The organism is Abyssibacter sp., assembly GCF_964229365.1.
Classification (GTDB): Bacteria; Pseudomonadota; Gammaproteobacteria; order Nevskiales; family OUC007; genus Abyssibacter.
On the sequence record NZ_CAXRDQ010000028.1, the window covers coordinates 1 to 25,573 of the forward strand.

Annotated in this window: 24 protein-coding genes; 9 read left to right on the forward strand and 15 right to left on the reverse strand. The window is 63.4% G+C overall.

From position 1 onward, the window contains the following. Positions 1-392: AraC family transcriptional regulator ligand-binding domain-containing protein (locus ACE1EY_RS04055; RefSeq protein WP_370299552.1), on the reverse strand; the 392-nt coding region annotated here is incomplete at its 3' end. 351 nt (positions 393-743) lie between these two features. Here ACE1EY_RS04055 and ACE1EY_RS04060 point away from each other — a divergent pair. Genes ACE1EY_RS04060 through ACE1EY_RS04070 form a run of 3 tightly spaced genes read left to right on the forward strand, consistent with a single transcriptional unit; the run spans position 744 to position 3,955 of the window. Beyond that, positions 744-2,798 (forward strand): DUF1302 domain-containing protein, encoded by a 2,055-nt coding sequence (locus ACE1EY_RS04060; RefSeq protein ID WP_370299553.1) that lies wholly within the window; start codon positions 744-746, stop codon positions 2,796-2,798. Positions 2,799-2,822: 24 nt separating this feature from the next. Beyond that, on the forward strand, positions 2,823-3,044 hold the full coding sequence (locus ACE1EY_RS04065) for a hypothetical protein (RefSeq protein ID WP_291512264.1): 222 nt from the start codon (positions 2,823-2,825) through the stop codon (positions 3,042-3,044). Beyond that, the gene (locus ACE1EY_RS04070) at positions 3,041-3,955 is read left to right on the forward strand and encodes a hypothetical protein (RefSeq protein ID WP_291512265.1); all 915 of its coding nucleotides are present in this window, start codon (positions 3,041-3,043) and stop codon (positions 3,953-3,955) included. Before ACE1EY_RS04065 ends, ACE1EY_RS04070 begins: the two co-directional genes overlap by 4 nt. Positions 3,956-3,959: 4 nt before the next feature. Here ACE1EY_RS04070 and ACE1EY_RS04075 read toward each other — a convergent pair whose 3' ends face one another. The 4 genes from ACE1EY_RS04075 to ACE1EY_RS04090 form a co-directional block, all read right to left on the reverse strand. Further along, positions 3,960-4,796 carry a DUF3014 domain-containing protein gene (locus tag ACE1EY_RS04075; protein WP_291512266.1) on the reverse strand — a complete coding sequence of 279 codons (837 nt, stop codon included), beginning with the start codon at positions 4,794-4,796 and terminating at the stop codon, positions 3,960-3,962. 123 nt (positions 4,797-4,919) lie between these two features. Beyond that, complete coding sequence (locus ACE1EY_RS04080) at positions 4,920-7,205, reverse strand: acyl-CoA dehydrogenase (RefSeq protein WP_370299554.1); 2,286 nt, start codon at positions 7,203-7,205, stop codon at positions 4,920-4,922. A 48-nt stretch (positions 7,206-7,253) separates the two neighbouring features. Then, positions 7,254-9,428, reverse strand: a complete 2,175-nt coding sequence (locus ACE1EY_RS04085) for a 3-hydroxyacyl-CoA dehydrogenase NAD-binding domain-containing protein (protein WP_370299555.1) — start codon at positions 9,426-9,428, stop codon at positions 7,254-7,256. An 84-nt stretch (positions 9,429-9,512) separates the two neighbouring features. Beyond that, positions 9,513-10,718: an acetyl-CoA C-acetyltransferase gene (locus ACE1EY_RS04090; protein ID WP_291512269.1), complete on the reverse strand. Its 1,206-nt coding sequence runs from the start codon at positions 10,716-10,718 to the stop codon at positions 9,513-9,515. Positions 10,719-10,899: 181 nt separating this feature from the next. Between ACE1EY_RS04090 and ACE1EY_RS04095 the strand changes: the two genes are divergently transcribed. The 3 genes from ACE1EY_RS04095 to ACE1EY_RS04105 all read left to right on the forward strand — a co-directional run bounded on the left by ACE1EY_RS04095 (position 10,900) and on the right by ACE1EY_RS04105 (position 15,434). Next, positions 10,900-11,526 carry a TetR/AcrR family transcriptional regulator gene (locus ACE1EY_RS04095; RefSeq protein ID WP_291512270.1) on the forward strand — a complete coding sequence of 209 codons (627 nt, stop codon included), beginning with the start codon at positions 10,900-10,902 and terminating at the stop codon, positions 11,524-11,526. Between the two features lie 90 nt (positions 11,527-11,616). Then, entirely contained in the window at positions 11,617-13,386 is a 1,770-nt protein-coding gene (locus tag ACE1EY_RS04100) for an AMP-binding protein (RefSeq protein ID WP_291512271.1), read from the forward strand. 107 nt (positions 13,387-13,493) lie between these two features. Then, the gene (locus tag ACE1EY_RS04105) at positions 13,494-15,434 is read left to right on the forward strand and encodes an amidohydrolase family protein (protein ID WP_370299556.1); all 1,941 of its coding nucleotides are present in this window, start codon (positions 13,494-13,496) and stop codon (positions 15,432-15,434) included. Positions 15,435-15,452: 18 nt separating this feature from the next. Here the strand turns inward: ACE1EY_RS04105 and ACE1EY_RS04110 are convergent, their stop codons facing one another. From ACE1EY_RS04110 to cutA, 10 genes are all read right to left on the reverse strand, one after another. Further along, positions 15,453-15,734, reverse strand: coding sequence for a hypothetical protein (locus tag ACE1EY_RS04110; protein ID WP_291512273.1), 282 nt, complete (start codon positions 15,732-15,734; stop codon positions 15,453-15,455). A 101-nt stretch (positions 15,735-15,835) separates the two neighbouring features. Next, positions 15,836-17,407: a bifunctional phosphoribosylaminoimidazolecarboxamide formyltransferase/IMP cyclohydrolase gene (gene purH, locus ACE1EY_RS04115; protein ID WP_291512274.1), complete on the reverse strand. Its 1,572-nt coding sequence runs from the start codon at positions 17,405-17,407 to the stop codon at positions 15,836-15,838. Then, on the reverse strand, positions 17,404-17,655 hold the full coding sequence (gene fis / locus ACE1EY_RS04120) for a DNA-binding transcriptional regulator Fis (RefSeq protein WP_291512275.1): 252 nt from the start codon (positions 17,653-17,655) through the stop codon (positions 17,404-17,406). Before fis ends, purH begins: the two co-directional genes overlap by 4 nt. A gap of 220 nt (positions 17,656-17,875) precedes the next feature. Then, entirely contained in the window at positions 17,876-18,772 is an 897-nt protein-coding gene (prmA, locus tag ACE1EY_RS04125; RefSeq protein WP_291512276.1) for a 50S ribosomal protein L11 methyltransferase, read from the reverse strand. After that, positions 18,760-20,109 (reverse strand): acetyl-CoA carboxylase biotin carboxylase subunit, encoded by a 1,350-nt coding sequence (gene accC / locus ACE1EY_RS04130; RefSeq protein ID WP_291512277.1) that lies wholly within the window; start codon positions 20,107-20,109, stop codon positions 18,760-18,762. Before accC ends, prmA begins: the two co-directional genes overlap by 13 nt. Beyond that, positions 20,109-20,564 (reverse strand): acetyl-CoA carboxylase biotin carboxyl carrier protein, encoded by a 456-nt coding sequence (gene accB / locus ACE1EY_RS04135; RefSeq protein WP_291512278.1) that lies wholly within the window; start codon positions 20,562-20,564, stop codon positions 20,109-20,111. Before accB ends, accC begins: the two co-directional genes overlap by 1 nt. Before the next feature lies 1 nt (position 20,565). Beyond that, positions 20,566-21,021, reverse strand: a complete 456-nt coding sequence (aroQ, locus tag ACE1EY_RS04140; protein WP_291512279.1) for a type II 3-dehydroquinate dehydratase — start codon at positions 21,019-21,021, stop codon at positions 20,566-20,568. A 104-nt stretch (positions 21,022-21,125) separates the two neighbouring features. Next, the gene (locus ACE1EY_RS04145) at positions 21,126-21,650 is read right to left on the reverse strand and encodes a TlpA disulfide reductase family protein (RefSeq protein ID WP_291512280.1); all 525 of its coding nucleotides are present in this window, start codon (positions 21,648-21,650) and stop codon (positions 21,126-21,128) included. Beyond that, on the reverse strand, positions 21,647-22,066 hold the full coding sequence (locus tag ACE1EY_RS04150; protein ID WP_291512281.1) for a protein-disulfide reductase DsbD domain-containing protein: 420 nt from the start codon (positions 22,064-22,066) through the stop codon (positions 21,647-21,649). Before ACE1EY_RS04150 ends, ACE1EY_RS04145 begins: the two co-directional genes overlap by 4 nt. Beyond that, entirely contained in the window at positions 22,033-22,362 is a 330-nt protein-coding gene (gene cutA, locus ACE1EY_RS04155) for a divalent-cation tolerance protein CutA (protein ID WP_291512282.1), read from the reverse strand. The genes ACE1EY_RS04150 and cutA overlap by 34 nt, the downstream gene beginning before the upstream one ends. A 68-nt stretch (positions 22,363-22,430) precedes the next feature. Between cutA and yajC the strand changes: the two genes are divergently transcribed. Genes yajC through secF form a run of 3 tightly spaced genes read left to right on the forward strand, consistent with a single transcriptional unit; the run spans position 22,431 to position 25,561 of the window. Beyond that, positions 22,431-22,760 carry a preprotein translocase subunit YajC gene (yajC, locus tag ACE1EY_RS04160; RefSeq protein WP_291512283.1) on the forward strand — a complete coding sequence of 110 codons (330 nt, stop codon included), beginning with the start codon at positions 22,431-22,433 and terminating at the stop codon, positions 22,758-22,760. After that, positions 22,760-24,616 (forward strand): protein translocase subunit SecD, encoded by a 1,857-nt coding sequence (gene secD, locus ACE1EY_RS04165; RefSeq protein ID WP_291512284.1) that lies wholly within the window; start codon positions 22,760-22,762, stop codon positions 24,614-24,616. The genes yajC and secD overlap by 1 nt, the downstream gene beginning before the upstream one ends. Before the next feature lie 3 nt (positions 24,617-24,619). Continuing rightward, on the forward strand, positions 24,620-25,561 hold the full coding sequence (secF, locus tag ACE1EY_RS04170) for a protein translocase subunit SecF (RefSeq protein ID WP_291512285.1): 942 nt from the start codon (positions 24,620-24,622) through the stop codon (positions 25,559-25,561). Positions 25,562-25,573: the final 12 nt, after the last annotated feature.

The following is a 25,573-nucleotide window of genomic DNA, read 5'->3' on the forward strand; positions in this document are numbered from 1 at the left end:
GAATCGATGGTCAGACTCGCGGTTTCACCGTCCAGGGAGAGACTTCCCATTGCGGCGCCGGACAGCAGCGCCTGATAACGCAACGCGCGATCCAGCCCCTCGCCGAAGGTCATGCTCGACAGAAACAAATACTCCAGCACCTCGCCGCCAAAGGTCGGCAGAAACCGGCCGACATGTAGCCCGATGTTGGTGTCGCCGGTTTCCTGCTCCAGGCGTTCCCAGAAGTGGGGAATGCGTTCGTGCAGGGTTCGGCGGTCGCGCTGCTCGATGGCTTCGGGGCTTAGCCCCAGTTCTGCCATGAAGGCCTCGGCATCAATGCCGGCGCGCTCCATGGCCTGGTAGACCTGGCGCGTCAGGGCATTCGAGTCGTGGTAGCTAGGATCTGTTGACATTTATTTCGCCGCAGTGCCGCCTGCCATGGTGACGCAGCTGGCAGCCCTTAGGGGCCGCACCGGCCCCCTGCTGCGCAGAGTCACAGAGAATTGCCCCATCGTTCTCCTTGTCCCAGATCCGATAGCAACCGGAGCGCAATGCGAATGCGCTGTTTGTTGTCGGGCTTTGCTGGTTGAGCGGCACGTCAAAATGGCGAATTGATCAGAGTGTCCTGTCACCCGCGTCGGCAAAGCCATTGCGGTGCGTTGGTTTTCAAAGCCAATATTACCGGCTTGAGCGAACGGGCTGCGTACTTGTTCGCCGATTACGCCACCGCGACCACAGGGATGCGGACAAAGTTGGAGGAGAAGATGCTTAGACGGTTGGTGTTATTCACCCTGATTTTCAGTGGTGGCGCTGCACATGCGGTGAGCGGGGAGATAGGTCCGGTCGAGTTCGACCTGAATACTCGGCTGACCAGCGGGTTGGTGTGGCGTGCCCAGGAACGAGACCCGGGATTAATCTCCAAGCTCGCCAACAACCCGGAGCTCTGCGTCGAGCATGACTGCATGTCATTCGCCGGAGACCCCGAGCCAAACCAGGAGCTTGTCGATGCGCGTGGCCTGTATTCAGGTGTGAACCTGGACGACGGCAACATCAACTACGACAAGGGCGATATCGTCTCGGCGACTACCTACGCCACACCGGAACTCACGGCCTACTGGGCCGGTTTCAAGTTCAAGGCGTCGGCGTTGGCGTTCTACGATCCCGAGAACGTCGATTTTGACGAGACACATTTTGACGACCGTTGGCAGGAAGCGTCCGTGCCGCGACCGGCGTACGTGGAACGCGATTTTGCATCGGATATCGAACTGCGCGAACTGTATATCCAACGCTACTTCAATATTTTCGACCGCGAGATCTCAGTGCAGATCGGCCGCCAGGTCGTACCCTGGGGCGAAGCTACACTGACCCTGTTCAACAGCGTCAATGAGCTCAACCCGCTGGATGCCACCATCGCCGGGTTTCCGGGTTTCGAACTCGGGCAGGTGAACCAGCCCGCCGGCATGGCCGTGTTCCAGACCGCATTGACCGACAGCCTCGCCGCGGAATTCGTCTACCAGTTCGAACACGTGCCGGTGCGCATCCAGTCGCCCGGCAGCTTTCTATCGACCAACGATCTGATCGGCGGGACCGACTACGCGATGATCACGCTGGGTCAGTTCAACGACGATCCGGATCGGCAGTACACACCTCCGGCGACGGGCGCGGGGTTGGTCTCCAGTTCGACGCGAACCGCGGCCGTGCGTCCGGAGAACGAGGCACGCAACCAGGGGCAGTTCGGCCTGCGCCTGTCGTACTTCGCCAGCAACCTGAACAACGGCACCGAACTGGGTTTTTACTACCTGCATTACCACAGCCGCCTGCCGGTTGTGAGCGCCTACGCGGCCGACCAGTCCTGCACGCGGGATGCGGCTGTGCCCGGCAATGTCGCAACCGCGCTGGTGGCCTGTAACGGCTTCAATGGCTCGATCAATGTCACCGGGCTTGGGCTGGAACCGCTGCCGGTCGACACCATGGCGCTACAGGTGGAGTACCCCGAAGACATCGACATGTTCGGCCTGTCATTCAATCCGAACATCGGAAACTGGGCCTTCTCCGGCGAGTTGTCCCACCGCCGGAATTTGCCCGTGCAGGTGAACCTGGCGGACGTGGTGTTTGCGGCATTGCAGCCGGCCTTTCCCGAAGAAGACATTCCGATCGGAGTCGGCGGCATCGGTCTGACCGTACCGGGCGCGAGATCGGCGGTGCCGGATCTGCTCACCCAGTACCGCGACATCACGGTGCAACCGAATCAGTACATTGCCGGCTACGAGCGGATCGACGCGTCGCAGCTATCGCTGGCAGGCCTGCGGATCTGGTCGAGCAACCCGTTCGGTGCGGATTCTGTGCTGTTCCTGCTGGAAGGCGGATTCTGGTATCACCACGACATGCCGGATCCCAGCGAACTGGCGTTTCTGGGCACGGGTGACTTCACCCACCCCACCTGGGGCGCAGACGGCACTGGCGAGGTGCCTGACGGCGTGGATCGCACGCTCACGTTGAACCCGACGCAGATGCGCGATGGCATACCCACGGAGTTCGCCTGGGGTTATCGCTCACTGCTGAGGCTGACGTACAACGAAGTGCTCCGGGGCGTGACCTATGAACCACAGCTGTTGTGGTTCCATGACGTGAAGGGCCAGACGCCGTCACCGATTCTGAATTTCACGGAACGGCGCAAGGCACTCACGTTCAACAACCTGTTCAAGATCGGGCAAAGCCTGTCGCTGGGCGCAACCTACCAGTGGTACATGGGCGGCGGCGATTACAACCTGGAACAGGACCGTGACTTCTACAACGTCTACGCCGTGTTCAATTTCTAATACACCGACTGATTCAGTGATTGCATGAACGAGACAACCCGAAACGCGCTGATGGCAGCCTCGGTCAGCGAGCCCGATCTCGATCGGCTGGCTGGTCTTGGTGCCGATGCGCAGCAGACCCTGGCGAGCCTGTTGCAGGCTGCCCAGGCGCAACAGGCACGTCAGCTCCAGCAGGCGATGGAGGGCATGTTGGATGCCATGCCAAGGCTGCTGCGCGGGCCGGTGAAAAAGCTGTTTGAACGATGAGTACGCTGCTACAGCAAGCCGAGCGCATCAAGCTCGCCCGGGTGCTCGGTTGTGATGCCTCGGATCTCGGTGCATTGGCCGCCTGCGAAGAATCCGAACTGCGTGCGGCACGCGCTGTCGCCTCCAACGCCTTGTTCGGCCGGCACCGGGGTCTGTTCGCCAAGCTGGCCAGCGCCACGCGCTTGTTGCCTACAGGGTTGTCAGCCCAGTTCACACAGAAATTCATCGGTCCGACCTTGTCCGGGCGAGTGGCCAGTGAAATGGAACCGAAGCAGGCGCTGGCACTGGCCGACAAACTGCCGGTGCCGTTTCTCGCGTCCGTCTGCCTGTCGCTGGACCCCGGCCGGAGCGGGCCGATTATTCGCGCCATGCCCGCAGCCCGGGTGGTCGACGTGGCCAAAGAACTGCAGCGCAATGGCGAACACATCGTCATGGCGCAGTTCGCCGATGCGCTGAGCGATGCTGTCGTCGCGGCGGTTATGGATGCGATCGATGCGCCCTCCGACCTGCTACGCATCGGGTTTTATATTGAAAGCAAGACGCGGCTGGAGACCATCATCGCCGGTATGGACGATGAGCGCCTGGGCCAGGCGCTCGTTGCGGCTCAGGCCGAATCGCTTTGGCCCCAGGCCCTGGCGATGGTGGACGGCACATCCGACACCTTGCGCGGGCGTATGGCGAACCTGATCGCGGCCCAATCTGAGGATGTCATCCGAGGTGCGTTCTCGGCCGCCCAGCAACAGGCGCTATGGCCGATGATGGCCGATGCGGTGATGTTGATGTCGCCCGACAGCCGCCAGCGCATCGCTTCGGTGCTGGAAGATGCCAACGCCGAGTGGAAAGAGGCACTCCAGTCGGCGCTTTCGGCTCAGGGGGCCAGCGACGAGTTGATCGCCGAACTGGCCGCCTGACGGCTCACTCGCCGCTGGCGCGAGACAGCAGTTCGTCGCGAATCGCGCGCAGCTGTTTTTTGACGGCATCGGCGTTGTCCGGCCCCATCCGAATCAAGGCCTTCTGACCCCAGGACAGCCGTTCCAGTCTCGGATCGGCGAACTCGAAGAACACCTTTGGCTGCTTGAGCGTGATCGGGCCATCGATGTCCGGTGTGGCGAGCAGGTGGTCGATCACCTGCACCACGCGGTCGTTGAAATAGCCGTCCGGATAGCCCAGGTCCTGGTAGCTTTCCTGGAACAGCGGGTAATAGCGTGAGTAGGTGTCGACGAGCGTGTCTGGTGCCAGGCTGATAAAGCCGCTGACCCAGGGCTCGTAGCGTTTGAAGTTGGCCGGATCGAGATGGATGGAGTCGCCGCTACGGACCACCGGCACGCTGCCTTCCACCTCCACCACCGGACGAAAGCGGCGTGAGACCGGATCGCTGTCCAGATTGTCGATGCTGACCACGGCCTTGCGGATCACCGAGTCCGGAACGAGAAAGCGTTCGATGGCCGTCGGGCCTGCGGCTTCGTCGACCGCGTCGCGGAATGCCTGGTCGCTGTCCGCCAGCGTGGGCAGAGGTGGTGGCTCGGACGCAGCCTCGTCGGTACCGGCCGCGGTGTCGGTGGTGGTGTCGCGCGCCGGCTGTCTCGGCTCATCGATTGGATACTTAGGCTCCGGTGGTTTCGGGGCCGGGGCTTCGGCGATGGTTTCTTCAGGTGCTCCCTTGCTCAGCTTGGCGCCGAACTGAACCAGCACCAGAATGGCGATCAGGGCTGTCGCCCCGAGGCCGATGGCTATCCATGCTCCGCGTTTCATCGCTAGTCCCAAGTGATCACGAGTTGCTGAGCGTAGCGAACCCGCACCGGAATGAAAACGCGCAGGCAACGAAAAGCGCCCCGGCCTGACAGGGCAGGCCGGGGCGCAGGACCAACGATCAGGCTAGGCCTGGCCGGAGGCCACCAACTTCGGGCGAGGGGCTTCCTTGCCGATGAAGCCTTCGGTGACATCGGTTGACGAGCCGATGCGCACATACTCCTCCGGCGTGAACTCATCGACCGCCCAGGAATTCAGCTGAACGCGGCGTGCGGTGCGGGCCTGCTCGGCCTCGTCGGCGGAGATCACCTGTTTTTCCAGCGCGAGGTCGATTAGCTCAGCCGGGTGACCCTTGGGCAGCGTCTTGGCCTTGCTCGCCGCGATGATCTTGGCGTGAACGGGCCGAACGGCGTGCAGCAGACGGAACGCGTGATAAAGCCGGCCGGCGCCGCGCTCAATATCCTGCGGCACGAACAACCCCGCCTGCTGGGCATCCAGACGTGCATCGGGGGTCTGCACGACCGCGGCTGCCGGCGCCAGCAGGTTGTCTGTCACGCCTTTGCCAATCGGGTTCAGCCGCAACAACCAGCCACCCACCGACTTGAACCACCAGCCCACGACCGGGGCTTCGAAGTTGGCGTAAACGCCTTCAAAACCGTCCTGAATCTCCTTGAGCCCGTAGTTCAGCGCGTAGTGCACCATGGGCAGGTCTTCGGCGCGTCGGCCCTCGGCCTCGAAGCGGCGCAAGGTCGCGGTGCAGAGGAATATCCACGACAGCACATCGGCCAGGCGACCGGTGAAGTTGCCCTTGGCCTTGAGCTTGGCGCCCATGAAGATCATCGCCAGATCGGACAGGATCGCGAACCGGGTGGAAGCCCAACCGAGCCGGCGATAGTAGGTCGCCGTTTCGCCGGAGACCGGTGAGCCGGCGGTAAAGCCACGGGTCAGGTAGCGGGCGATGCTGCGGCCGAAGTTGACGACCATGCCGCCCACCCAGCCGACCAGTGCGCTGCGAAAGCGGGTGGTGTCTTCCGTCTCCACCGACTCGACCAGCTTGCGGGCATAGGGATGCGAGCGATTCGCGCCCTGGCCGTAGATGATCAGCGTGCGGGTCAGGATATTGGCGCCCTCGACGGTGATGTTGATCGGCGCGGCGATGTAGGCATCGGAGACGATATTGTTCGGTCCCCGCTGTATGGCCGCGCCTGCCATGACATCCATCGCATCGATGGACAGCGAGCGCATCAATTCCGTGAGTTGCTGTTTCAGAATGGCCGAGACCACCGGTGGCTCATGTCCCGCGTCCACCGCGGAGCAGGAATACACGCGGGCCGCCTCCATTAGATATTGCAGGCCGGCGAGTCGCGCGACCTTGGCCTGCGGGCCTTCCATCAGGCCAATCGGCATATTGAACTGTTCACGGACCATGGAGTAGGCGCCGGTCACGGAGGCCAGCATGCGCGCGCCGCCCACGGCAGACGCCGGCAGCGAGATCGCCCGCCCACCGGCCAGCGATTCCATCAGCATCTTCCAGCCCTTGCCGACGTAGTCGATGCCGCCGATGGTGTTGGCCAGCGGGGCGACGACGTTCTCGCCGTAAATTGGGCCGTTGTGAAAGCTCACGCCCATCGGATCGTGGCGCAGCCCAATGGACAAACCGTCCATGCCCTTGTGCAGCAACATGACCGTGATGCCCAGATCCTCGCCTTTGCCGAGCAGATTGTCGGGGTCGCGCAGGCGTACAGCCAGCGAGATCAGGTTGGCGATGGGTGCCAGCGTGATATAGCGCTTGGAGAAACTCATCCGCGCCTTCAGATGACCATCGTCGTCGCGGAAAACCACGCCGTCGGCCTTGATCGAGGCGGCGTCGGAACCTGCGGTGAGTTCGGTCAGGCCGAAGCAGGGGATGTATTCACCCTTGGCCAGACGGGGCAGGTAGTGGTCCTTCTGCTCCTGGGTGCCGTATTTCTCGGTGAGTTCGGCAGCCCCGAGCGAGTTGGGAATCACCACAATGGCCGCGACGGCGCCGCCGGCGGCCTGGATCTTGGCCATGATCGTCGAGCGGGCAAGCACGGAAAAACCCTTGCCGCCGTACTTTTTCGGGATGAGCAGGGCGAAGAAACCGTTGTCCGCCATGTAGTTGAAGATGGCATCCGGAACCTGCCGGGTGCGTGACATCTCCCAGGGGTCACACATCTGGATCAGCTCTTCGCAGGGGCCATCCATGAACGCCTGCTCTTCCGCGGTGAGCTGGTTATAGGCCTCGCTCATCAATTTCTTGAAGTCCGGATTTCCGCCGAAGAATTCGCCTTCTGCCCAGACATCGCCGGCTTCCAGCGCCTGGCGTTCGGTGTCCGACAGCCGAGGCAGCATCCCGGCATTCTTCATGCCCATCATGATCGAGTGGAACATTGTTAACTCCTTGGTGAGAACACCAACGCAGAGGTTTAGGGAATGGGGCTAGCCGGGGACGCGCTCGAAGCTCTGGCCGGCATCGGCCATTGCGACCAGCCGTTCGGCCGGTGTGAACCGTTCGCCATATCGCTCGGCGAACTCGCGCAGGCGTACCACCGCCTTGTCCAGGCCATAGGCATTGAGGTATTGCAGCGGGCCGCCCTGGAATGGCGCGAAACCCCAGCCGAAGATGGCGCCGATGTTGGCGTCCCAGACCGACTCGAGCACGCCTTCCTCCAGGCAGCGAACAGTCTCGTTGGCCTGGGTTAGCAGCATGCGCTCGATGATCTCGGATTCAGGGATCTGCTCGGCCGCCACCGGCCAGTGTTCTGCGAGTCCTGACCAGAGCTGCTTTTTGCCACCGTCGGGATAATCGTAAAAGCCGCGGCCGGCCTTTTTGCCGGGGCGATCCAGTTCCGAAACCATCTTGCGGATCAGCGCATAGCCGGGTTGCTCCGGCACAGGCTTGCCGGCGGCCTCCAGGTCCTTGCGCGTCTGATCCATGATGTGCAGCGACAGCGAGAGCGAGACCTCATCGTGCAAGGCCAGCGGGCCGACCGGCATACCGGACTTGAGCCCGGCGACCTCGATGCGGCGTGGATGTTGGCCATCGGTCAGTAACGCGATGCCTTCCATGATGTAGGTGGAGAACACGCGCGAGGTGTAAAAGCCGCGCGAATCGTTGACCACGATCGGGGTCTTCTTGATCTGCTGGACGTAGTCGAAGGCGCGGGCCAGTGTCTCGGGGCTGGTCTGTTCACCCTTGATGATCTCCACCAGCGGCATCTTGTCGGCGGGCGAGAAGAAGTGCAGCCCGACGAACTGATCCGGGCGCGCCGATGGCTCCGCCAGGCCGGTGATCGGTAAGGTGGAGGTGTTGGACGCGAACACACCGCTCGCGTCCATCACCGCCTCCGTCTCCTGCGTCACCTTGGCTTTCAGCCCCCGGTCCTCGAACACGGCTTCGACGATCAGGTCGCAGCCGGTCAGGTCTTGCACATCGCCGGTGGGGAGGATCTTGTCCAGCAGTGTTGCGCCGTCCTCCTTGCTCATGCGGCCTTTGGAGACCGCTTTTTTCACCAGTGATTCGGAGTACGCCTTGCCCTTGTCCGCGCCGTCTTGCGACACGTCCTTGAGCACGACATCAAAGCCGGCCTTGGCGCTGACGAAGGCGATGGCCGAGCCCATCATCCCCGCGCCGAGAATGCCGACCTTGGAGAAGCGCGCGCGGTCATAACCGTCGGGTCGTGAGCCGCCTTTGTTGATGTGATTGAGCTGATACCACAGCGTGGTGATCATGTTTTTCGCTTCCGGCGACACGACGCAGGCCGCGAAATAGCGGGATTCGATCTTGAGTGCGTTTTCGAAATCGACCAGCGAGCCTTCGACGACGCTGGCCATGATGTGCAGCGTGGCGGGGAAGTTGCCGTGGGTTTTGGCCCGCAGCATCGACGGTGCGATCGCCAGCATCTGCGCCACGGCGGGATGCTTGGCGTCCCCGCCGGGGTATTTGAACTTCTTCTCATCCCAGGGTTGCGCTGCCTTCGGATTAACCTTCGCCCAGGCCTTGGCCTTGGTGATCAGGTCGTCCGGGGTGTCGGCCACTTCATCGATCAGGCCCTGTGCCTTGGCGGCATCGACACGCAACTCCTTGCCTTCCATCAGCAGGGGCAGGGCGGTTTGAATGCCGATCAGGCGCGGCAGCCGCTGGGTGCCGCCACCGCCGGGCAGTAGCCCCAGCTTGACTTCGACCAAGCCGAACTTCGCCTTGGGATTGTTCAGCGCAATGCGGTGATGGCAGGCCAGGGCCATCTCCAGGCCGCCGCCCAGCGCCGAGCCATTGAGCGCGCAGACCACCGGCTTGCCACCGGTCTCCAGCTGTCGTAGCAGCGCCTTGAAGCCGTCGGACATGGCCACGACCTCGGCTGGGTCGGTCATCTGGTACAGCCCGTCGATGTCGGCGCCGGCGAGAAAATCCCGCTTGCCTGACGTGATCACCAAACCTTTGACGGTGTCGTCGCCGTAGGCCTGCTCGACAACCGCCTGGAACGGTTCGGTCAGCGTCTCGTTGAGTACGTTCTGCGAGCGGCCGGGCATGTCCAGCGTGATCACGGCGATGCCATCGGCATCGACCTCATAGCGGATGGGGGACTCGGGATTGTCGTTCAGGTTGGCCACCATGACGGTTCGCCTCCGTTGGATGCTTTTATGGGGTCGGTCGAAGTCACGCCGTCCGCGCGACGCACGGCGTGGTCGGCAATCGGATCAGACGCGTTCAATGACGGTGGCGATGCCCATGCCGCCGCCGACGCACAAGGTGATCAGCCCCGTGGACTTGTCTTGCCGCTCCAGTTCGTCGATGAGCGTGCCCAGCAGAATCGCGCCGGTGGCACCCAAGGGATGGCCCATGGCGATGGAGCCGCCATTGACATTGACGGTCGCCGGGTCGATGTCCAGATCGCGAATGGCGCGCAGCACGACCGCAGCAAAGGCTTCGTTGATCTCGTACAGGTCAATGTCCTGCGGGGTCATGCCGGCCTTCTTCAGCGCCTTCAGTGATGCCGGGCCAGGGCCGGTCAGCATGATGGTCGGTTCGGTGCCGACCACCGCGGTGGAGACAATGCGGGCGCGGGGTTTCAATCCGAGTTCGCTGCCCTTGTCTTTGGAGCCGATCAGCACCACCGAGGCGCCGTCGACAATGCCCGACGAATTGCCGGCGTGGTGCACGTGCCGAATGGACTCGATGGTCGGGTACTTGCGCAGCGCCGTGGCGTCGAAACCCATCACCCCCATTTGCTGGAAGGACGGTTTCAGGCCGGAGAGGGTGTCGACCGTCGTGGTGCCGCGGATGGTTTCATCGTGATCCAGTACGGTCAGGCCCACATCGTCCGTGACCGGCACGACCGACCGCTTGAAGTGGCCGGCCTCCTGGGCGGCGGCCGCGCGACGCTGGGATTCAACCGCGAAGGCATCGACGTCCTCCCTTGAAAAGTCCTCCAGCGTGGCGATTAGATCGGCGCTAATGCCCTGCGGCACGAAATCCATCTTGGCGTTGACGCGTGGGTCCATGACCATGGCGCCGCCATCGGAACCCATCGGCCAGCGGCTCATCGATTCAACGCCGCCGGCGACGACCAGATGCTCCTCGCCTGATTTCACCTTCATCGCGGCCAGATTCACCGATTCGAGGCCCGAAGCGCAGAAGCGGGATTGGGTGACACCGGGCACTGATTCGTCCCAACCGGCGTAGATCACCGCGGTGCGGGCAATGTCGGCGCCCTGTTCGCCCACCGGGGTGACGCAGCCCAGCACCACATCGTCGACCTGGCTGGTGTCCAGCGCATGGCGGTCACGCAACTCCACCATCACGTTCTTGAGCAGATCGACAGGTGCGATCTGGTGCAGGGAGCCGTCTTTCTTGCCTTTGCCGCGAGGCGTGCGCAAGGCGTCGAACACGTAGGCGTCGGTCATGGGGATCTCCACGAGCTATGCTCGGCCGAATGGTAATATTGATTACCCATGTGGCTCGTCGCGAGTTGGCGCCAGCCGCATAGATGAGCTGGGCGAAAGCTATGCCATACGCTAGCGAATTGCAATGCGCGACAAGCGCGTATCTGGTGTCGCCAGGGTCAATCAGGTAATGTTTATTACCATGACGCCAGATAATGCGATTCCAGATCTCAGCGGCCTGGCCCCCAGGACACGCGAACGTATCGAAGAGGCCCTGCTCAACGTCTTTTCCACGCGGGAATTTCACAAGGTCGGCATGGCCGAAATCGCCCGCGAGGCGCGGGTGAGCCTGCAGACCCTCTACAAGTATTACGGCAGCAAGGAGGCGCTGCTGTACTCGGGACTGGATCACTGGATGGCGCAGGTGACCGAGCGCATGCTGGACCACCTGCAGGGCATCCAGACTTACAAGGACCGGTTGCGCAAGGTGTTCTGGGTGCTGCTGGACTTCTACGACCGCAATCCCAAGGTCGGCCTGTTGATGCAGAACGCGATTTACTTCAACGCCTGGAGCCGGGAGCCAGCGCTACGCCAGCCGCAGTTCACGCACGTATTCATCCAGGTGCTGACGGAGGGGCGGGCGGCCGGCGTGCTGACCGACGAAGTGGACGAGCGGGATTTGCTGGATGTTTTTTACGGGGTGGCCGCGCGGGTGATTTCACAATGGCTGAGTCGCGGCATGCGAGAACCCTTGGCGGCGCGGGCCGATGCCCTGTTCGAGTTGATCTGGCGGGCGATCGCCAAGCCGGGGGCCGAGGCGCCGGAATAATCCGCCAGGATTGACCCCGCCCAAGGCTCGGGTGACATTGCACAATAAGGCGGCATGCACGACCGCCAACAACTAGAGGTGGAGACAAGCATGAGTCGAACCGTGATGCAGGTGTTCGAGGAGACCGCCGCCCGTTGTGGCGATCTTCCGGCGCTCAAAACCAAGGTGAATGGCGTCTGGCAGGCCACATCGTGGACCGAATATCGCCGGAATGTGCGCCGCACGGCCCGGGCCCTGATCGGCGCCGGGTTGGAGCCTGGCGACGGCTTCGCGCTGCTGGCGGGTAACAGCGAGCACTGGGTGACGGCCTACCTGGGTGCTGTCGCGGCGGGGGCGGTGCCGGCCGGACTTTACGTGACGTCCAGCCCCGAGCAATGCGCCTACGTCATCGACCACAGCGACTCGTCCATGGTTCTGGTCGACTCCGAAGCGCAGCTGGCGAAAGTGCTGGCAGTCCGTGACCAATTGCCGAAGCTGAAGACGATCGTGCTGATCGGTGGCGAATCCGACGCGCCGGGCGTGCTGACCTGGGGGGCGCTGCAGACCTATGCCGATCAGGTCACCGAAGACAGCTTGCAACACCGGATCAATGCGTTGAAGCCCAACGACCTGGCCACGCTGATCTACACCTCGGGAACCACCGGGAATCCCAAGGGCGTGATGATGTCGCATCGCAACCTGACCTTTACCGGCGAGGCCGCGCGCGACGCCGTGGGCATCGAGCGGGGTCATGAGGTCATCAGTTATCTGCCGCTCTGCCACATCGCCGAGCAGAACGTGACCCTGCATGTCTCGCTTGCTGCCGGTCAGACCGTGTGGTTCGCCGAATCGCTGGATGCGCTGGGCGACAATCTCAAGGAGGTGCGACCGCATTTCTTTGTCGCCGTCCCACGGGTCTGGGAGAAGATCCAGGCCAAGCTGGAGGCCGGCATGGCCGAGGCGACCGGCGTCAAGAAGCACCTGTTGCAATGGGCTCGGGGGGTTGGGCGCGCATCGGCTCAGGCTGATCAGACGGGCGCACGCAGACCCTGGACCTATCCGCTGGCTGAACGGCTGATCTTCTCCAAGCTCAAGGCGGCGCTGGGCCTGGATCGATGCTTTTATGCGATGACCGGCGCAGCGCCCATCGCGCAGAGCACCGTCGATTTTTTTGCATCGCTCGGCATCACCATTCTCGAGGTCTACGGGCAGTCGGAATCCACCGGTGGCGGTACCTTGTCCATGCCGGGGTCGAACCGCTCCGGCTCGATCGGCCGGGCGCTGCCGGGGACGGAAGTGTCCATTGCGGAGGACGGCGAGATCCTGCTGCGCGGTCCGCAGGTGGCGTTGGGCTACTACAAGAATCCCGAGGCCACGGCTGAGACCATCGACGGCGATGGCTGGCTGCACACGGGCGACGTGGGTCACATGGACGATGACGGCTTCGTCTACATCACCGATCGCAAGAAGGAGCTGATCATCACGGCCGGGGGTGAGAATGTGAGCCCGCAGATGCTGGAGGGCCAGCTCGCCGGCATCCCGGGCGTCAGCCAGGTGGCGGTCATTGGTGACCGCCGCAAGTTCATGTCCGCCTTGTTCACACTCAATCCGGAAACGCTGGGCACGGCGACGCGTGCGGCGGGCAGCCCGGCCCGAACGCCGGCCGAGGCTACGGCCTGTCCGTTGTTCGTCAGCTGGTTCCGCAGTCAGATCGATGACGCGAATACGCGACTGGCGCGGGTGCAGGGGATCAAGCAGTTCACCCTGTTGGCGGAGGACTTTTCCGTTGAAGGCGGCGAGTTGACGCCGACAATGAAGAAAAAGCGCCGCGTGATTACGGAAAAATATGCTGCTGAGATCGAGGCGATGTATGCCGGCTGACGGTCAGCGTGCACGGGGTCGCTGGGCCGAATCTACGACAGCAGCCCAGGCATGGGGGCGCTAGAGTGCATTCCGTACCTTCAGCAGTCTGAGGCAAGGAGACCCTCATGAGTGAGACGGCACGCTGGGATACCCTGATTCGCAATGCGCTGGTGTTTGACGGCACTGGTGTTGCGCCCACACGCGAAGATCTGGCCATCCTCAATGGGCGCATCGCCGCCCGCGGTGCGGAACTGCCAGCCGAGCAGGCCGAGGTGGTCATCGACGCCGACGGCCGGTGGCTGATGCCGGGTCTGCTGGATATCCACACGCATTTTGACCTGGAGGTCGAGCTCGCGCCCGGCTTGCCGGAAGCCGTCCGCCATGGCACGACGACCGTGGTCTTCGGTAACTGTTCGCTGGGGCTGGCCTTCGGTTCGCAGCGGCGCAATGGCGAGGATCCGATTGTCGACTGCTTTGCGCGTGTCGAGAACATTCCCAAGTCGGTGTTAACCCGGGTGGTCGATCAGGTGCGTTGGAGCGATTCCGCGGGCTACCTGTCGCACTTCGATGCCCTGCCGCTGGGTCCCAATGTGGTTCCGTTGCTGCCGCACTCGATGCTGCGCGCCGAGGTCATGGGGCTGCGCGAGTCGGTCACGCGTTACCCGACGGAGGCTGAACTCGCGCGCATGGAGTCGCTGATCGAGCGGGCGATGCACGAGGGTTATCCGGGCTTTTCCACGGACGCGCTACCGTTTCACTACCTCGCCAACGACCCGCATCGACGGACGAAGATCCCGCGCCAGTGGGGCAGCTACAAGGAGCTGAAACGACTCACGCATGTCGTGCGCCGTCATGACCGCGTCTGGCAGGCGACGCCGCCCAAGGACAGCCCGCCACAGGTGCTGCGTAACTTCCTGCTGACCAGCGGCCGCTTGTTCGGGAAACCGTTAAAGATCACCGCCGTGGCGGCCTTGGACATCGCCACCAACAAAGGCATCGCCAAGCTCGGGCGTTTGCTGAGCCGGCTGCTCAACTCCAGGTTGCTGAAGGGGCACTTCCGCTTTCAGGCGCTGGCGGCACCGTTCAAGGTCTACTGGGATGGTCCGATCAATCCGCTGGCGGAAGAAATCGACGAGCTGCGCGAGCTCAACGAGCCGGATCTGGATGATCGTGACGCGCGCATGCGGCTGCTGAACGATCCCGCGTTTCAGGGTCGCTTCCGCAAGATGTGGAACTACGGCAAGTCCGGTTTCAACCTCGCGAATCTCGCGCGCCGTCTCCAGCGCGAACGCATGGCCTTCGGGCGCCGCCTGGAAGACATGGTGTTCGTGCAGGTGCCCGGCGATGTCGACGCCCTGTGGAAGGGCACGACATTTCAGGAGGTCTTTGACCGCCTAGCGCGCTGGCAAGCCAGCCAGGAAGGTGCGCGGTCTCAGGCCGAGGCCGATGTGTTCGCAGCCTTTCCGGCGCCCATCGGCAGCGAAGCCGACTTCATGTTGCATCTGTTCCGCACATACGACCTCGACCTGCGCTGGTACGTGGTTTCGGCCAATCGTGACCCCGCCGTGGTCAAGGACTTGCTGTTCAATCCGCTGGTGCTGCCCGGCTTCAACGATTCGGGCGCGCATCTGACCAACATGGCCTTTTACGACGCCAACCTGCGGGGGCTGCAAATGGCTCAGCAAGATGGGCTGGATCGGGTCGCCTGGCATGTTAAACGGCTGACGCGGGACCCGGCTGATTTCTTCGGGGTGCGCGCCGGCCGGCTGGACGTCGGCGAGCAGGCGGACGTGATTCTGGTCGATCCCGCGGCGCTGCAGGCCTATGACTCCGACGCGCATACGCGCCGCATTCATCGCGATGCCTTCCAGAACGACCAGATGGTCAATCGCTCCGACGGCGTCGTGACGCTTACGCTCATCGCCGGCAAGGTGGCCTGGTCCGGTGCTCAGCACGGCGACACGCTCGGCCTGGAGCAGATGGGGCGTGTCCTGCGCCATACCTCCTGCGAGCCGGAAGCCAAGGCGGGTTCGAAGGCCGGCGCCTCGCTGGCGACCGCTGCCTGAGCTAGGCCGCCGGCCTGTTCAGCCGGTGGCCGCCTCGGCGTCCGTTGCGTCGCTTTTCGGCTTGTCCCGGCATTCCGGCAGCGCCGTATCGGCGCGGCGCGGCGCGCGCTGGATGGCTTGAGCCACGGTGAGGGCGCCCGAACGTTCGAGATCATCTCGAGTGATGACCTTGACGTTGTGTGCGCCACAGGCCTCGCCGGACTCACGGTCGATACGCGAGCCGGTGGTCGTGGCGGCGAATGAGGCGGTACAGGCAACGGCCAGCACGCTGCCGATCAGAAGGGTGTGCAATCGAGCCATGGGGGGCCTCGCTAGGGTGACAGTCACCGTTCAGGCTACGCCACCACCCCGGTGGTTGTCAGTCCCCGTTCAGCGCGCATGACGCCGGTGCTCCGAATGCGTCAGTGACGGAAGTGACGACGCCCCGTGAGCACCATGGCGATGCCGTGCTCGTTGGCCGCGCCGATGACTTCATCGTCCCGGATCGAGCCACCCGGCTGGATGATCGCCTGGACGCCTGCGGCTGCCGCCGCGTCGATGCTGTCGCGAAATGGGAAGAAGGCATCGGAGGCCATCACCGCACCTTGCACGGTCAGTTCGGCGCGGGCGGCCTTGTCCACGCCCAACCGCGCGCTGTCGACCCGACTCATCTGCCCCGCGCCGATGCCGATGGTCCGGGCGCCGCGCGCGTAGACAATGGCGTTGGATTTCACGAACCGGGCCACGGTCCAGGCGAAGCCGAGATCCCGGAAGGTGTCGGCGTCGGGCTGTAGATCGGTGGCGACGCTCCAGTCAGTCTGCGAGCCGGCGCTGTCCAGGCTTTGCACCAGCAATCCGCCGGCCACGCGCTTGTAGTCCATGGCGGCGGCTTGGGGTGCGGCCTCGCCCAGCGCCAGCGCGCGAACATTCTTCTTGCGCGTGAGTACGTCCACTGCTGCGGCGGTGAAGCCTGGCGCGGCAATGACTTCGACGAACTGGCGGTCGAGGATGGTCTCGATCATCGGCGCGTCGACGGTTTGATTGAACGCGATGATCCCGCCGAAGGCCGAGGTGCTGTCGGTGGCATACGCTGCCTCGTACGCGTCTGCCTGTGTTCCCGCCACGGCCACCCCGCAGGGGTTGGCGTGCTTGACGATGACGCAGGCCGGCGTCGCGCTGTCGAACGCCTGTACACAGGCGACAGCCGCGTCGCAGTCGGCGACGTTGTTGAAGGACAGGGGCTTGCCCTGGAGTTGCTTGGCCGTGGCGAGCGTGCCGCCCGGTGCATGGCGCTCGCGGTAAAACGCCGCGAACTGGTGCGGGTTCTCGCCGTAGCGCATCGGTTGCACGCGCTCGAACTGCAGCGTCAGCGTGCTCGGCAGTTCGGTCTGGGCATCGTCGCCCGCGTCGCGGGTCAGGTACCCGGCGATCGCGCCGTCGTAGCGCGCCGTCAGGGCGAAGGCCTTGGCGGCCAGAGCGCGGCGCATGGCTTGGTCGGGTCCGCCCGCAGGCAGGGATTCGATTAATGCCGCGTAGTCGGCAGGGTCGACGACCACGGTGACATGCGCATGGTTCTTGGCGGCCGCGCGCAGCATGGCGGGCCCCCCGATGTCGATGTTCTCGATGGCATCGACATCGCTAACGCCCGGTCGCGCGATCGTCTGCTCGAAGGGGTAGAGGTTCAGCACGACCAGATCGATGCCGGTGATGCCGTGCTCCGCCATGACGGCGTCATCCTGACCACGCCGGCCGAGAATGCCGCCGTGAATCTTGGGATGCAGCGTCTTGACGCGGCCATCCATGATCTCGGGGAACCCGGTGACCTCGGACACGTCGGTCACCGGCAAGCCGGCCTCCCGAATCGTCCGGGCGGTACCGCCGGTGCTGAGGATTTGGATATCGCGCGCTGCGAGTTCCCGGGCCAGATCGACGATGCCGGTCTTGTCGGAAACACTGAGCAGGGCGCGCCGCACAACAGTGGGCGCTAAGGTCATTGATGGAGTCCGTGTGCCTTGAGTTTTTTGCGCAGGGTGCCCCGATTCAGGCCGAGGATTTCGGCTGCACGCGACTGATTGCCCTCGGAGTATTCGAGCACGGCCTGGAGCAGGGGTGCCTCCACCTGGTCGAGTACGATCTGGTAGAGGTCGCAAGGCGCGTGGCCGTTCAACTGGCCCAGGTAGTGAGCCAGGCTATCCGCCACGTGTTCACGCAGCGGTCGGAGAGGTGCGGAGCCGTTTTTCATGGAGCCAAAGCGGTCGGGCAGTTCTCAGCAGGCGATGAATCAAGGAGTGCAACAACCCGCAAAGGGCGTGCCGAACTCCCCGCTCGGCATCTGAGGGTCATTGCGGAAAAGACGGCGGATCATAGCGCTGCAGATGGTGAGCGCAAGCGTGATCCGGCCAGTGGTTTTTACAGGGCGAGGCCCATGCGAAGAATGCGTAGGCAGGTCAGCGTCTTGGCGCTCATTTGTCGATGTGACCTTGCAAGCGCGCCCAGCCATCGTGCACCGCACCAATGCGCAGCGGCAGGTAGGGCGCATAGGCCGCGATGACATCCTCGGCCTGGGATTCGAGCAAACCAGCCAGCACCAGGTGTCCCCCAGGGCGGAGGCGTGCGGCCAACGCGGGCGCCATGGTGATCAGTGGCGCCGCCAGAATATTGGCGATCACGATGTCGTAGCGGCTGTCCGTCGGGGCATCCTTAGGCAACCAGGCCTGCACCGTCACCGCATTGCGCTGCGCGTTGTCGCGGGTGGCCTGCACGGCCTGAGGATCGATATCCACGCCATCGATACGGGAGGCACCCAGCCGTGCCGCGGCGACGGCCAGCACGCCGGACCCACACCCCATGTCCAGCACACTCGTGCCTTCGCAAGCCATGCCGTCCAGCCAGCGCAGACACAGGGCGGTCGTGGAATGCGTGCCGGTGCCGAAGGCCAAGCCAGGATCCAGGTGGACCGCGACGGCGTCGGCCGGGATATCCGCTTCGCGGCCGGTGGGGCAAATCCACAGGCGTTCGCCGAACGTCATCGGGTGGTAGTGATCCAGCCAGGCGCGGACCCATTGCCGATCTTCCAATCGGGAGGCCGACCAGGGGCCGATCTCGGTCTCGGGGATCAGCGTGCGCACACTCTCCAGCACTTGGCTTTCGTCGGCGTCGGCGCCGAACAGGCCGGTCACGCAGGTGCTTGGCCAGGTGGGATGGGTGCCCAACTCGGGTTCCAGAATCGGCACATCAGCCGCATCCGTCAGCGTGACGGCCAGCGCGCCGGCGTCCAGTAACGCATCTTCCAGGGCTTCGGCGTCGGCGCCGGTTGCGGTGATCTCCAGCCAGCCGCGCGACGTGCCTAGTCCTGCCACTGGCGCAACAGCGTTTCGAGGTGGTGGATGTGGACGCCGCCAGCGACGAAGCCGGGATCGCGCATGATCTGCTCATGCAGTTCGAGGTTGGTCTGGATTCCTTCCACGACCATCTCGGATAGCGCCTGACGCACGCGGGCGAGGGCGGATTCACGCGAGTCACCATGCGCGATCAGCTTGCCGACCATGGAATCGTAATGCGGAGGTACGCGATACCCCGAGTACAGATGCGAGTCGACGCGGATCCCGGGACCGCCGGGCGGGTGGTACATCCGAATCTCGCCGGGCGAGGGCACGAAGGATCGCGGGTGTTCGGCGTTGACTCGGCATTCGATGGCATGCCCGCGCATGCGGATGTCGTCCTGGGTGAAGCCCAGCGGTTCGCCGGAGGCCACGCGTAACTGTGCGCGGACCAAGTCCACGCCCGACACCATTTCGGTGACCGGATGCTCGACCTGAATGCGGGTGTTCATCTCGATGAAGTAGAACGACCCGTTCTCGTAGAGAAACTCGAAGGTGCCCGCGCCCCGATAACCGATGCGCTTGCAGGCCTCGGTGCAAAGAAAGCCGATCTCCTTGCGTTGGGCGTCGGTGATGCCGGGTGCCGGGCATTCTTCGACCACCTTCTGGTGGCGGCGCTGCAGCGAACAGTCGCGTTCACCGAGATGCACGACGTTGCCATGATTGTCTGCCAGCACCTGAAACTCGATGTGACGGGGTGTCTGCAGGAATTTCTCCAGGAACACCGCGCCATTGCCGAACGCCGCCTGGGCTTCCTGGCGGGCCAGGTTTACTGAGGAGATCAGCGCCGCCTCACTCTGCACCACGTGCATGCCACGACCGCCGCCACCTGCGGCGGCCTTGATCAACACCGGGTAGCCCACGCGCTCCGCGATCGTCTTGATCTGGTCCTCGTCCTCCGGCAGCACGCCATCAGAGCCCGGCACGCAAGGCACGCCTGCCGCCTGCATCTCGGCGATGGCCGCCGTCTTGTCGCCCATCGTGCGGATGACGTCAGCGGTCGGCCCGACGAAGATGAACCCGGAGCGTTCGACGGATTCGGCGAAATCCGCATTCTCCGACAGGAACCCATAGCCGGGGTGGATGGCCGTGCAATTGGTGACTTCGGCGGCGCTCATCAGCGCAGCCATGTTCAGATAGCTCCCGGTCGCACTGGCCGGGCCAATGCAGACCGCTTCATCGGCGAGCAGCACATGCTTGAGATCCCGGTCGGCCGTGGAATAGGCGGCCACCGGCTGGATGCCGAGCTCGCGGCACGCGCGCAAGATGCGCAGCGCGATTTCCCCGCGGTTGGCGATCAGTAGCTTCTCTATCATTACTCGATGACGAACAGAGGCTGGTCGAACTCCACCGGCTGCTCGTTCTCGGCCAGCGCTTCACGGATCACGCCGGACCGGTCCGCCTCGATCTGATTCATCATCTTCATCGCCTCAATGATGCAGAGCGTCTGCCCAACCTGCACCGTTTGCCCGACCTCGACAAAGGACGGGGCGCTGGGTGATGGGGAGCGGTAGAACGTGCCGACCATCGGGGCCTTGACCATGTGGCCGGTGGCCACGGCGGGCTCCGCGGCCGGCGCTGAAGCGGCTTCAGGCGCGGCTGCTGGCGCGACCGGGGCGGCCTGCATCGCCGGCATATGCACGGCAGGCGCGGCCTGGGTGGTGGAGTAGCGGCTAATGCGCACCGACTCTTCACCTTCGGTGATTTCCAGCTCGGCGAGGTTGGATTCCTCCAACAACTCGATCAGTTTCTTGACCTTGCGAATATCCATGTCAGCCCTTGGGGTTGGCAGTCTTCAACTGGACGATGGCGGCGCGCAGCGCCAGGCTGTAGCCAATCGGCCCCAGCCCGGCGATCACACCAACCGCGATATCGGAAAGAAAGCTTGTATGCCGGAACGCTTCACGGGCGTGAACGTTCGACAGGTGTATCTCGATGAACGGAATGCCCACGGCGAGCAAGGCGTCGCGCAACGCGATGCTGGTATGGGTCAGCGCCGCGGGGTTGATCAGGAGGAAGTCGACCCCCTCGCGCACGGCGGCATGGATGCGGTCGATGAGCTCGCCTTCGTGGTTGCTCTGGAACGTCGCCAGGGCGTGCCCAGCCTGCGTCGCCTCATCAATCAGCGAGGCTTCCAGCTGATCAAGGGACTGGTCACCATAAATCCCAGGCTCGCGAGAGCCGAGCAGATTCAGATTTGGACCATTAAGCAGTAGCAACGTGGCCACGTGCACCCCCGAGCAATTTGCATCGAGTGTGCCTGAGCGGGAATGCGATGTGAACCCTTTTCAGGGAGATATGGCGAATTTCGCAGACAATCGCCGCAAATTTCCTACATGCCGGTGGGCAGTTTCAGTCGTGACTCGATCTCGTCGCCGGTGACGGCCCCTTCATGGCGCAAGGCCACGCGGCCATCGGGGTGAATCATGACATTGAACGGCAAGCCGCCGATCTGCGCCCCGTAGGCATCCATCAGGTCGAAGCCGTCTGCCCCTTCGACCACCAGCACCGGGTAGTTCATGCCGATCCGGGCTGCATATTCGGCAACGCGCGCTCGGTCGTCCAGCGCAATACCCAGGATCTGCAAATGATCCTCGCCGTACTTGTCCTGAAGTGCAATGAGTTCGGGAATCTCGTCTCGGCAGGGTGGGCACCAGGTGGCCCAGAAGTTGATCAGCACCGTTTTACCCGGAAAGTCGTCTGGCGTGACCGGCTCGCCGCCAAGGTCGGCAATGCTGAAACTGGGTAGGGCGGCCTGTGCTGGCAGGGCGTCGGGCGCCTGCATGGATTGTTGCAGCGCGAAGCCGCCAGCAGCAGCGATGACCGCGATCACGAGCAGGACGATCCAGGTTTTCATGGTGGCGGCAAAGTGAAACTGCGTTGCGTGGGGGGATAGCACAGGCCGGCATCGGCGCAGCCCTGATAGTGAACTGTCAGGGTGCCGCGCGCAGCCTCCGGCGGCAGCGCCACGAACAATTGGTCGCGGTAGATTGAGACATCACCAAAGTGTTCATCCCGGTAGGGTTCGCCGGCCGGGATGCTGGCCTGCAAGGTCGCCCCATCCAGCTCGAACGCCAGGGCATGACCGTAGAGATAGTAGCCGGGCGCGATCTGCCAGGCGACGGTCGCTTGCTCGCCGTCCATCCAGACGTCTGCCACGAATGCCTGATCTGCGGACAGAAACGCAGCCTGGCTGTCCGCGCCAAAGTCATTCGCCGCCGACAGCGCGCTGAAGCTGATCAACGCGATGCTGATGAAGAGTCGTGAACCCATTGCAGATAGTCAGGAAGGCCGCGGGCCGATTCGACCGCGATGATTTCGGGGAGTTCGTACGGATGAATCTGACGGATGGTGGATTCTAGCGCCGAGTAGGCGGCTTGTGTGGTCTTGATCCAGAGCAGGGCCTCGTCGTCGCATTCGACTTGTCCTGCCCAGCGATAGACCGAGCGGATGGCGGGCAACACATTGACGCAGGCAGCGAGATGTTCGCCCACCAGTTGCCGCGCGATGGCCTCGGCACTGGCGGAGTCGGGGCAGGTGCAGAACACGATGAGGACGGGTTCGGTCACGGGGCAGGAGCATGGTTGGGTGTTCTGGCATACTACGCCGCCTTTCGCCTACCCAAGAACTCGGAAATATGGATTTTCTGATCTCCGCCGCACACGCCCAGCAGGGCGCCGGTGCCGGCCCCAACGCCTTCGTTCAGCTGCTCCCGCTGGTCGGTCTGATCGTGTTGTTCTACTTCATGCTGATACGTCCTCAGATGAAGCGAAACAAAGAGCACAAGCAACTGATCGCCAGCCTGTCCAAGGGCGATGAGGTCATCACCGCAGGCGGTGTTGCCGGCGCCGTGGCCGAAATGGGCGATGAGTACATCAAGCTGCAGGTGTCCGAGGGTGTGGTCATCACGGTGCAGCGCCAGTCTGTCTCCAGCGTGTTGCCCAAGGGCTCGCTGAAGTCCGTCTGATGAATCGAAACAGCCTGTGGCGGTGGTTGCTGCTCACCGCCGTTGTGGTGGTGGGCGTGCTGTTCGCGCTGCCGAATCTCTTCGGCGAGGATCCGGCAATCCAGGTGTCTTCGGATTCCGGGGACGTGCTGGACGAGTCCTTCGTGTCTCGCGTGGATGCCATCCTCTCCCGAGCCGATATCGAAGCGCTGTCGGTCGCCATCGTCGACGGGCAGCTGCTGGCCCGCATGCCCGACGACACCGCTCAGCTTGCGGCGGCCGAAAGTCTGCGAGAGGTGCTGGGGCGTGACTACGTGGTCGCTCTCAGCTTGGCGCCGCGCACACCTGGCTGGCTCGTCGGCCTGGGCGCCGAGCCGATGTCGCTAGGGCTGGATCTGCGTGGTGGCGTGCACTTCCTGCTGGAAGTCGATGCCCAGTCGGTCCGCGAGACCGCGATGGAGCGTTATCTGCAGGAAATACCGGCGTTCTTGCGGGCGCGTGACCTGCGCTACACCTCGCGCAAGATCGAGGATGGCTCGCTGATCATCGCGTTTCGAGATGCCGCAACCCTGGACGAGGCCCAGTCGACGCTGAACCGAGAGTATCGGGAGCTGTCGGTCGAAGATGCCAATCAGTCGAGCAACGCACTGGTGCTGGCCCTGACCGAGGAAGAAGAACAGCGAATTCTGGACTTCGCGGTCAAGCAAAACCTCACCACCTTGCGCAGTCGTGTCAACCAGCTGGGCGTCGCCGAGCCTGTGGTGCAGCGCCAGGGCGCCAGCCGCATTCTGGTGCAGCTGCCGGGCGTGCAGGACACCACACGCATCAAGGACGTGCTCGGTGCGACAGCGACGCTGGAATACCGGGCTGTCGCGCTGGAAGGCGACCCGGATCGCGCAGCCCGCACCGGCATCGCCCCGGCGGGCACGCAGCTGTTCTTCGAGCGTGACACCGACCGGCCCTATTTGCTCAAGCGCGACATCATTGCCACCGGCAACGAGTTGGTGGACGCGGCAGCGACTGTGGATCAGGAAAGCGGCACGCCGGCCGTGTCGGTGACGCTCGATGGTCGCGCGGCCAAGCGCATGTTCGAATTCACCGAAAAGAACGTGGGCAACCCGATGGCCGTGCTCTACAAAGAGACGATCATCACGACAACCTACGACGAGAACGGTGAGCCGCAGTTCGATCGCGAGCAGATCGAGGAAATCATTTCCGTGGCGACGATTCGCGGCGTGTTCGGTAAGCGCTTCCAGACGACCGGCCTGACCAGCAAGGAAGCCCACGACCTGGCGCTGCTGCTGCGTGCCGGCGCGCTGGCCGCTCCGATTGCCATCGTCGAGGAACGGACCATCGGACCCAGCCTCGGACAGGACAACGTGGAGCAGGGCCGTAACGCGACCATTCTCGGATTCGCCCTGGTCGTGTTGTTCATGGCCATGTACTACAAAGTGTTCGGCCTGATCGCCAACGCTGCGCTACTGCTCAACGTTGTGATGATCGTCGCCGTGTTGTCCATGCTGCAGGCCACGCTGACCTTGCCCGGCATCGCCGGTATGTTGCTGACGGTGGGCATGGCGGTGGATGCCAACGTGCTGATCTTTCAGCGCATCCGCGAGGAACTGAAAGCGGGCGCCAAGCCGCAGGAAGCCATTGCCGGCGGTTACGACAAGGCGTTCTCGACCATCGCCGATGCCAACATCACCACGTTGATCGCGGCTGTGGTGCTGTTCATCTTCGGCACCGGGCCGGTTAAGGGCTTCGCGGTGACATTGTCGATCGGCATCATCTCGTCCATGTTCACGGCAATCTTCGGCACACGCGTGCTGGTCAATGCACTGTTCGGCGGTCGCCGACTCTCCAAGCTCCCGATCTAAGCCATGAAATTTTTCAGCCAAACGCCGAATTTCGACTTCATGGCCCAGCGCAAGCTTGCGCTGCTGATCTCGGCCGTACTGATCATCGCCTCCATCGTCTCGCTGGCGACACGCCAGCTGAATTTCGGTATCGATTTCACCGGTGGCGTCATCGTCGAAGTCGGTTATCCCGAAGCGGCGGATCTGGATGCGATTCGTGGTCAGCTGGCCGATGGCGGTTTTGGTGACGCTATCGTGCAGTACTTCGGTGCCCGCAATGATGTGATGATCCGCCTCGCCCCGCGCGACGGGGAGAGCAACGCTGACCTGTCGACAGAGGTGCTCAAGGCGCTGCGGGCGGACGGCGCGCGACCGGACCTGCGCCGGGTGGAGTTTGTCGGCCCGCAGGTGGGTGAGGAGCTCACCGTCGATGGTTCGTTGGCAACCATCATCGCGTTGCTGCTGATCTTTGCCTATGTCTGGTTCCGGTTTCACTGGAAGTTCTCGACCGGCGCCGTGGCTGCGCTGGGGCATGACGTGATCATCACGCTGGGATTCTTCTCTTTCCTCCATCTGGAATTCGACCTGACCGTGCTCGCGGCGGTGTTGGCCGTGATCGGCTACTCGCTCAACGACACCATCGTCGTGTTCGACCGCTGCCGTGAGAATTTCCGGCGTGCTGCCGCGGGTGATGCCAAGGCGACGATTAATCGCTCGGTGAACGAGAACCTGTCACGGACGCTGGTGACCAGCCTGACGACGCTGCTGGCCCTGATCGCACTGCGCTTGATTGGCGGTGAGGTCATGGCCGGATTCTCGACCGCGTTGATCGTGGGTGTGGTGGTCGGCACCTACTCGTCGGTTTACGTCGCGAGCCCGGTGTCCATTGCCCTGGGCGTATCGCGTGAGGACGTGATGCCGCCCAGCGATGACGATGACCGCCCGGCGGATGGCGCGGTGGTCTAGTCGCGGCAGTCT

Bases quoted from the DNA above. Each gene is read 5' to 3' on its own strand.
- ACE1EY_RS04060 (WP_370299553.1), top strand. From the start codon at position 744: ATGCTTAGACGGTTGGTGTTATTCACCCTGATTTTCAGTGGTGGCGCT.
- ACE1EY_RS04065 (WP_291512264.1), top strand. From the start codon at position 2,823: ATGAACGAGACAACCCGAAACGCGCTGATGGCAGCCTCGGTCAGCGAG.
- ACE1EY_RS04070 (WP_291512265.1), top strand. From the start codon at position 3,041: ATGAGTACGCTGCTACAGCAAGCCGAGCGCATCAAGCTCGCCCGGGTG.
- ACE1EY_RS04075 (WP_291512266.1), bottom strand. From the start codon at position 4,796: ATGAAACGCGGAGCATGGATAGCCATCGGCCTCGGGGCGACAGCCCTG.
- ACE1EY_RS04080 (WP_370299554.1), bottom strand. From the start codon at position 7,205: ATGTTCCACTCGATCATGATGGGCATGAAGAATGCCGGGATGCTGCCT.
- ACE1EY_RS04085 (WP_370299555.1), bottom strand. From the start codon at position 9,428: ATGGTGGCCAACCTGAACGACAATCCCGAGTCCCCCATCCGCTATGAG.
- ACE1EY_RS04090 (WP_291512269.1), bottom strand. From the start codon at position 10,718: ATGACCGACGCCTACGTGTTCGACGCCTTGCGCACGCCTCGCGGCAAA.
- ACE1EY_RS04095 (WP_291512270.1), top strand. From the start codon at position 10,900: ATGACGCCAGATAATGCGATTCCAGATCTCAGCGGCCTGGCCCCCAGG.
- ACE1EY_RS04100 (WP_291512271.1), top strand. From the start codon at position 11,617: ATGAGTCGAACCGTGATGCAGGTGTTCGAGGAGACCGCCGCCCGTTGT.
- ACE1EY_RS04105 (WP_370299556.1), top strand. From the start codon at position 13,494: ATGAGTGAGACGGCACGCTGGGATACCCTGATTCGCAATGCGCTGGTG.
- ACE1EY_RS04110 (WP_291512273.1), bottom strand. From the start codon at position 15,734: ATGGCTCGATTGCACACCCTTCTGATCGGCAGCGTGCTGGCCGTTGCC.
- purH (WP_291512274.1), bottom strand. From the start codon at position 17,407: ATGACCTTAGCGCCCACTGTTGTGCGGCGCGCCCTGCTCAGTGTTTCC.
- fis (WP_291512275.1), bottom strand. From the start codon at position 17,655: ATGAAAAACGGCTCCGCACCTCTCCGACCGCTGCGTGAACACGTGGCG.
- accC (WP_291512277.1), bottom strand. From the start codon at position 20,109: ATGATAGAGAAGCTACTGATCGCCAACCGCGGGGAAATCGCGCTGCGC.
- accB (WP_291512278.1), bottom strand. From the start codon at position 20,564: ATGGATATTCGCAAGGTCAAGAAACTGATCGAGTTGTTGGAGGAATCC.
- ACE1EY_RS04145 (WP_291512280.1), bottom strand. From the start codon at position 21,650: ATGAAAACCTGGATCGTCCTGCTCGTGATCGCGGTCATCGCTGCTGCT.
- ACE1EY_RS04150 (WP_291512281.1), bottom strand. From the start codon at position 22,066: ATGGGTTCACGACTCTTCATCAGCATCGCGTTGATCAGCTTCAGCGCG.
- yajC (WP_291512283.1), top strand. From the start codon at position 22,431: ATGGATTTTCTGATCTCCGCCGCACACGCCCAGCAGGGCGCCGGTGCC.
- secD (WP_291512284.1), top strand. From the start codon at position 22,760: ATGAATCGAAACAGCCTGTGGCGGTGGTTGCTGCTCACCGCCGTTGTG.
- secF (WP_291512285.1), top strand. From the start codon at position 24,620: ATGAAATTTTTCAGCCAAACGCCGAATTTCGACTTCATGGCCCAGCGC.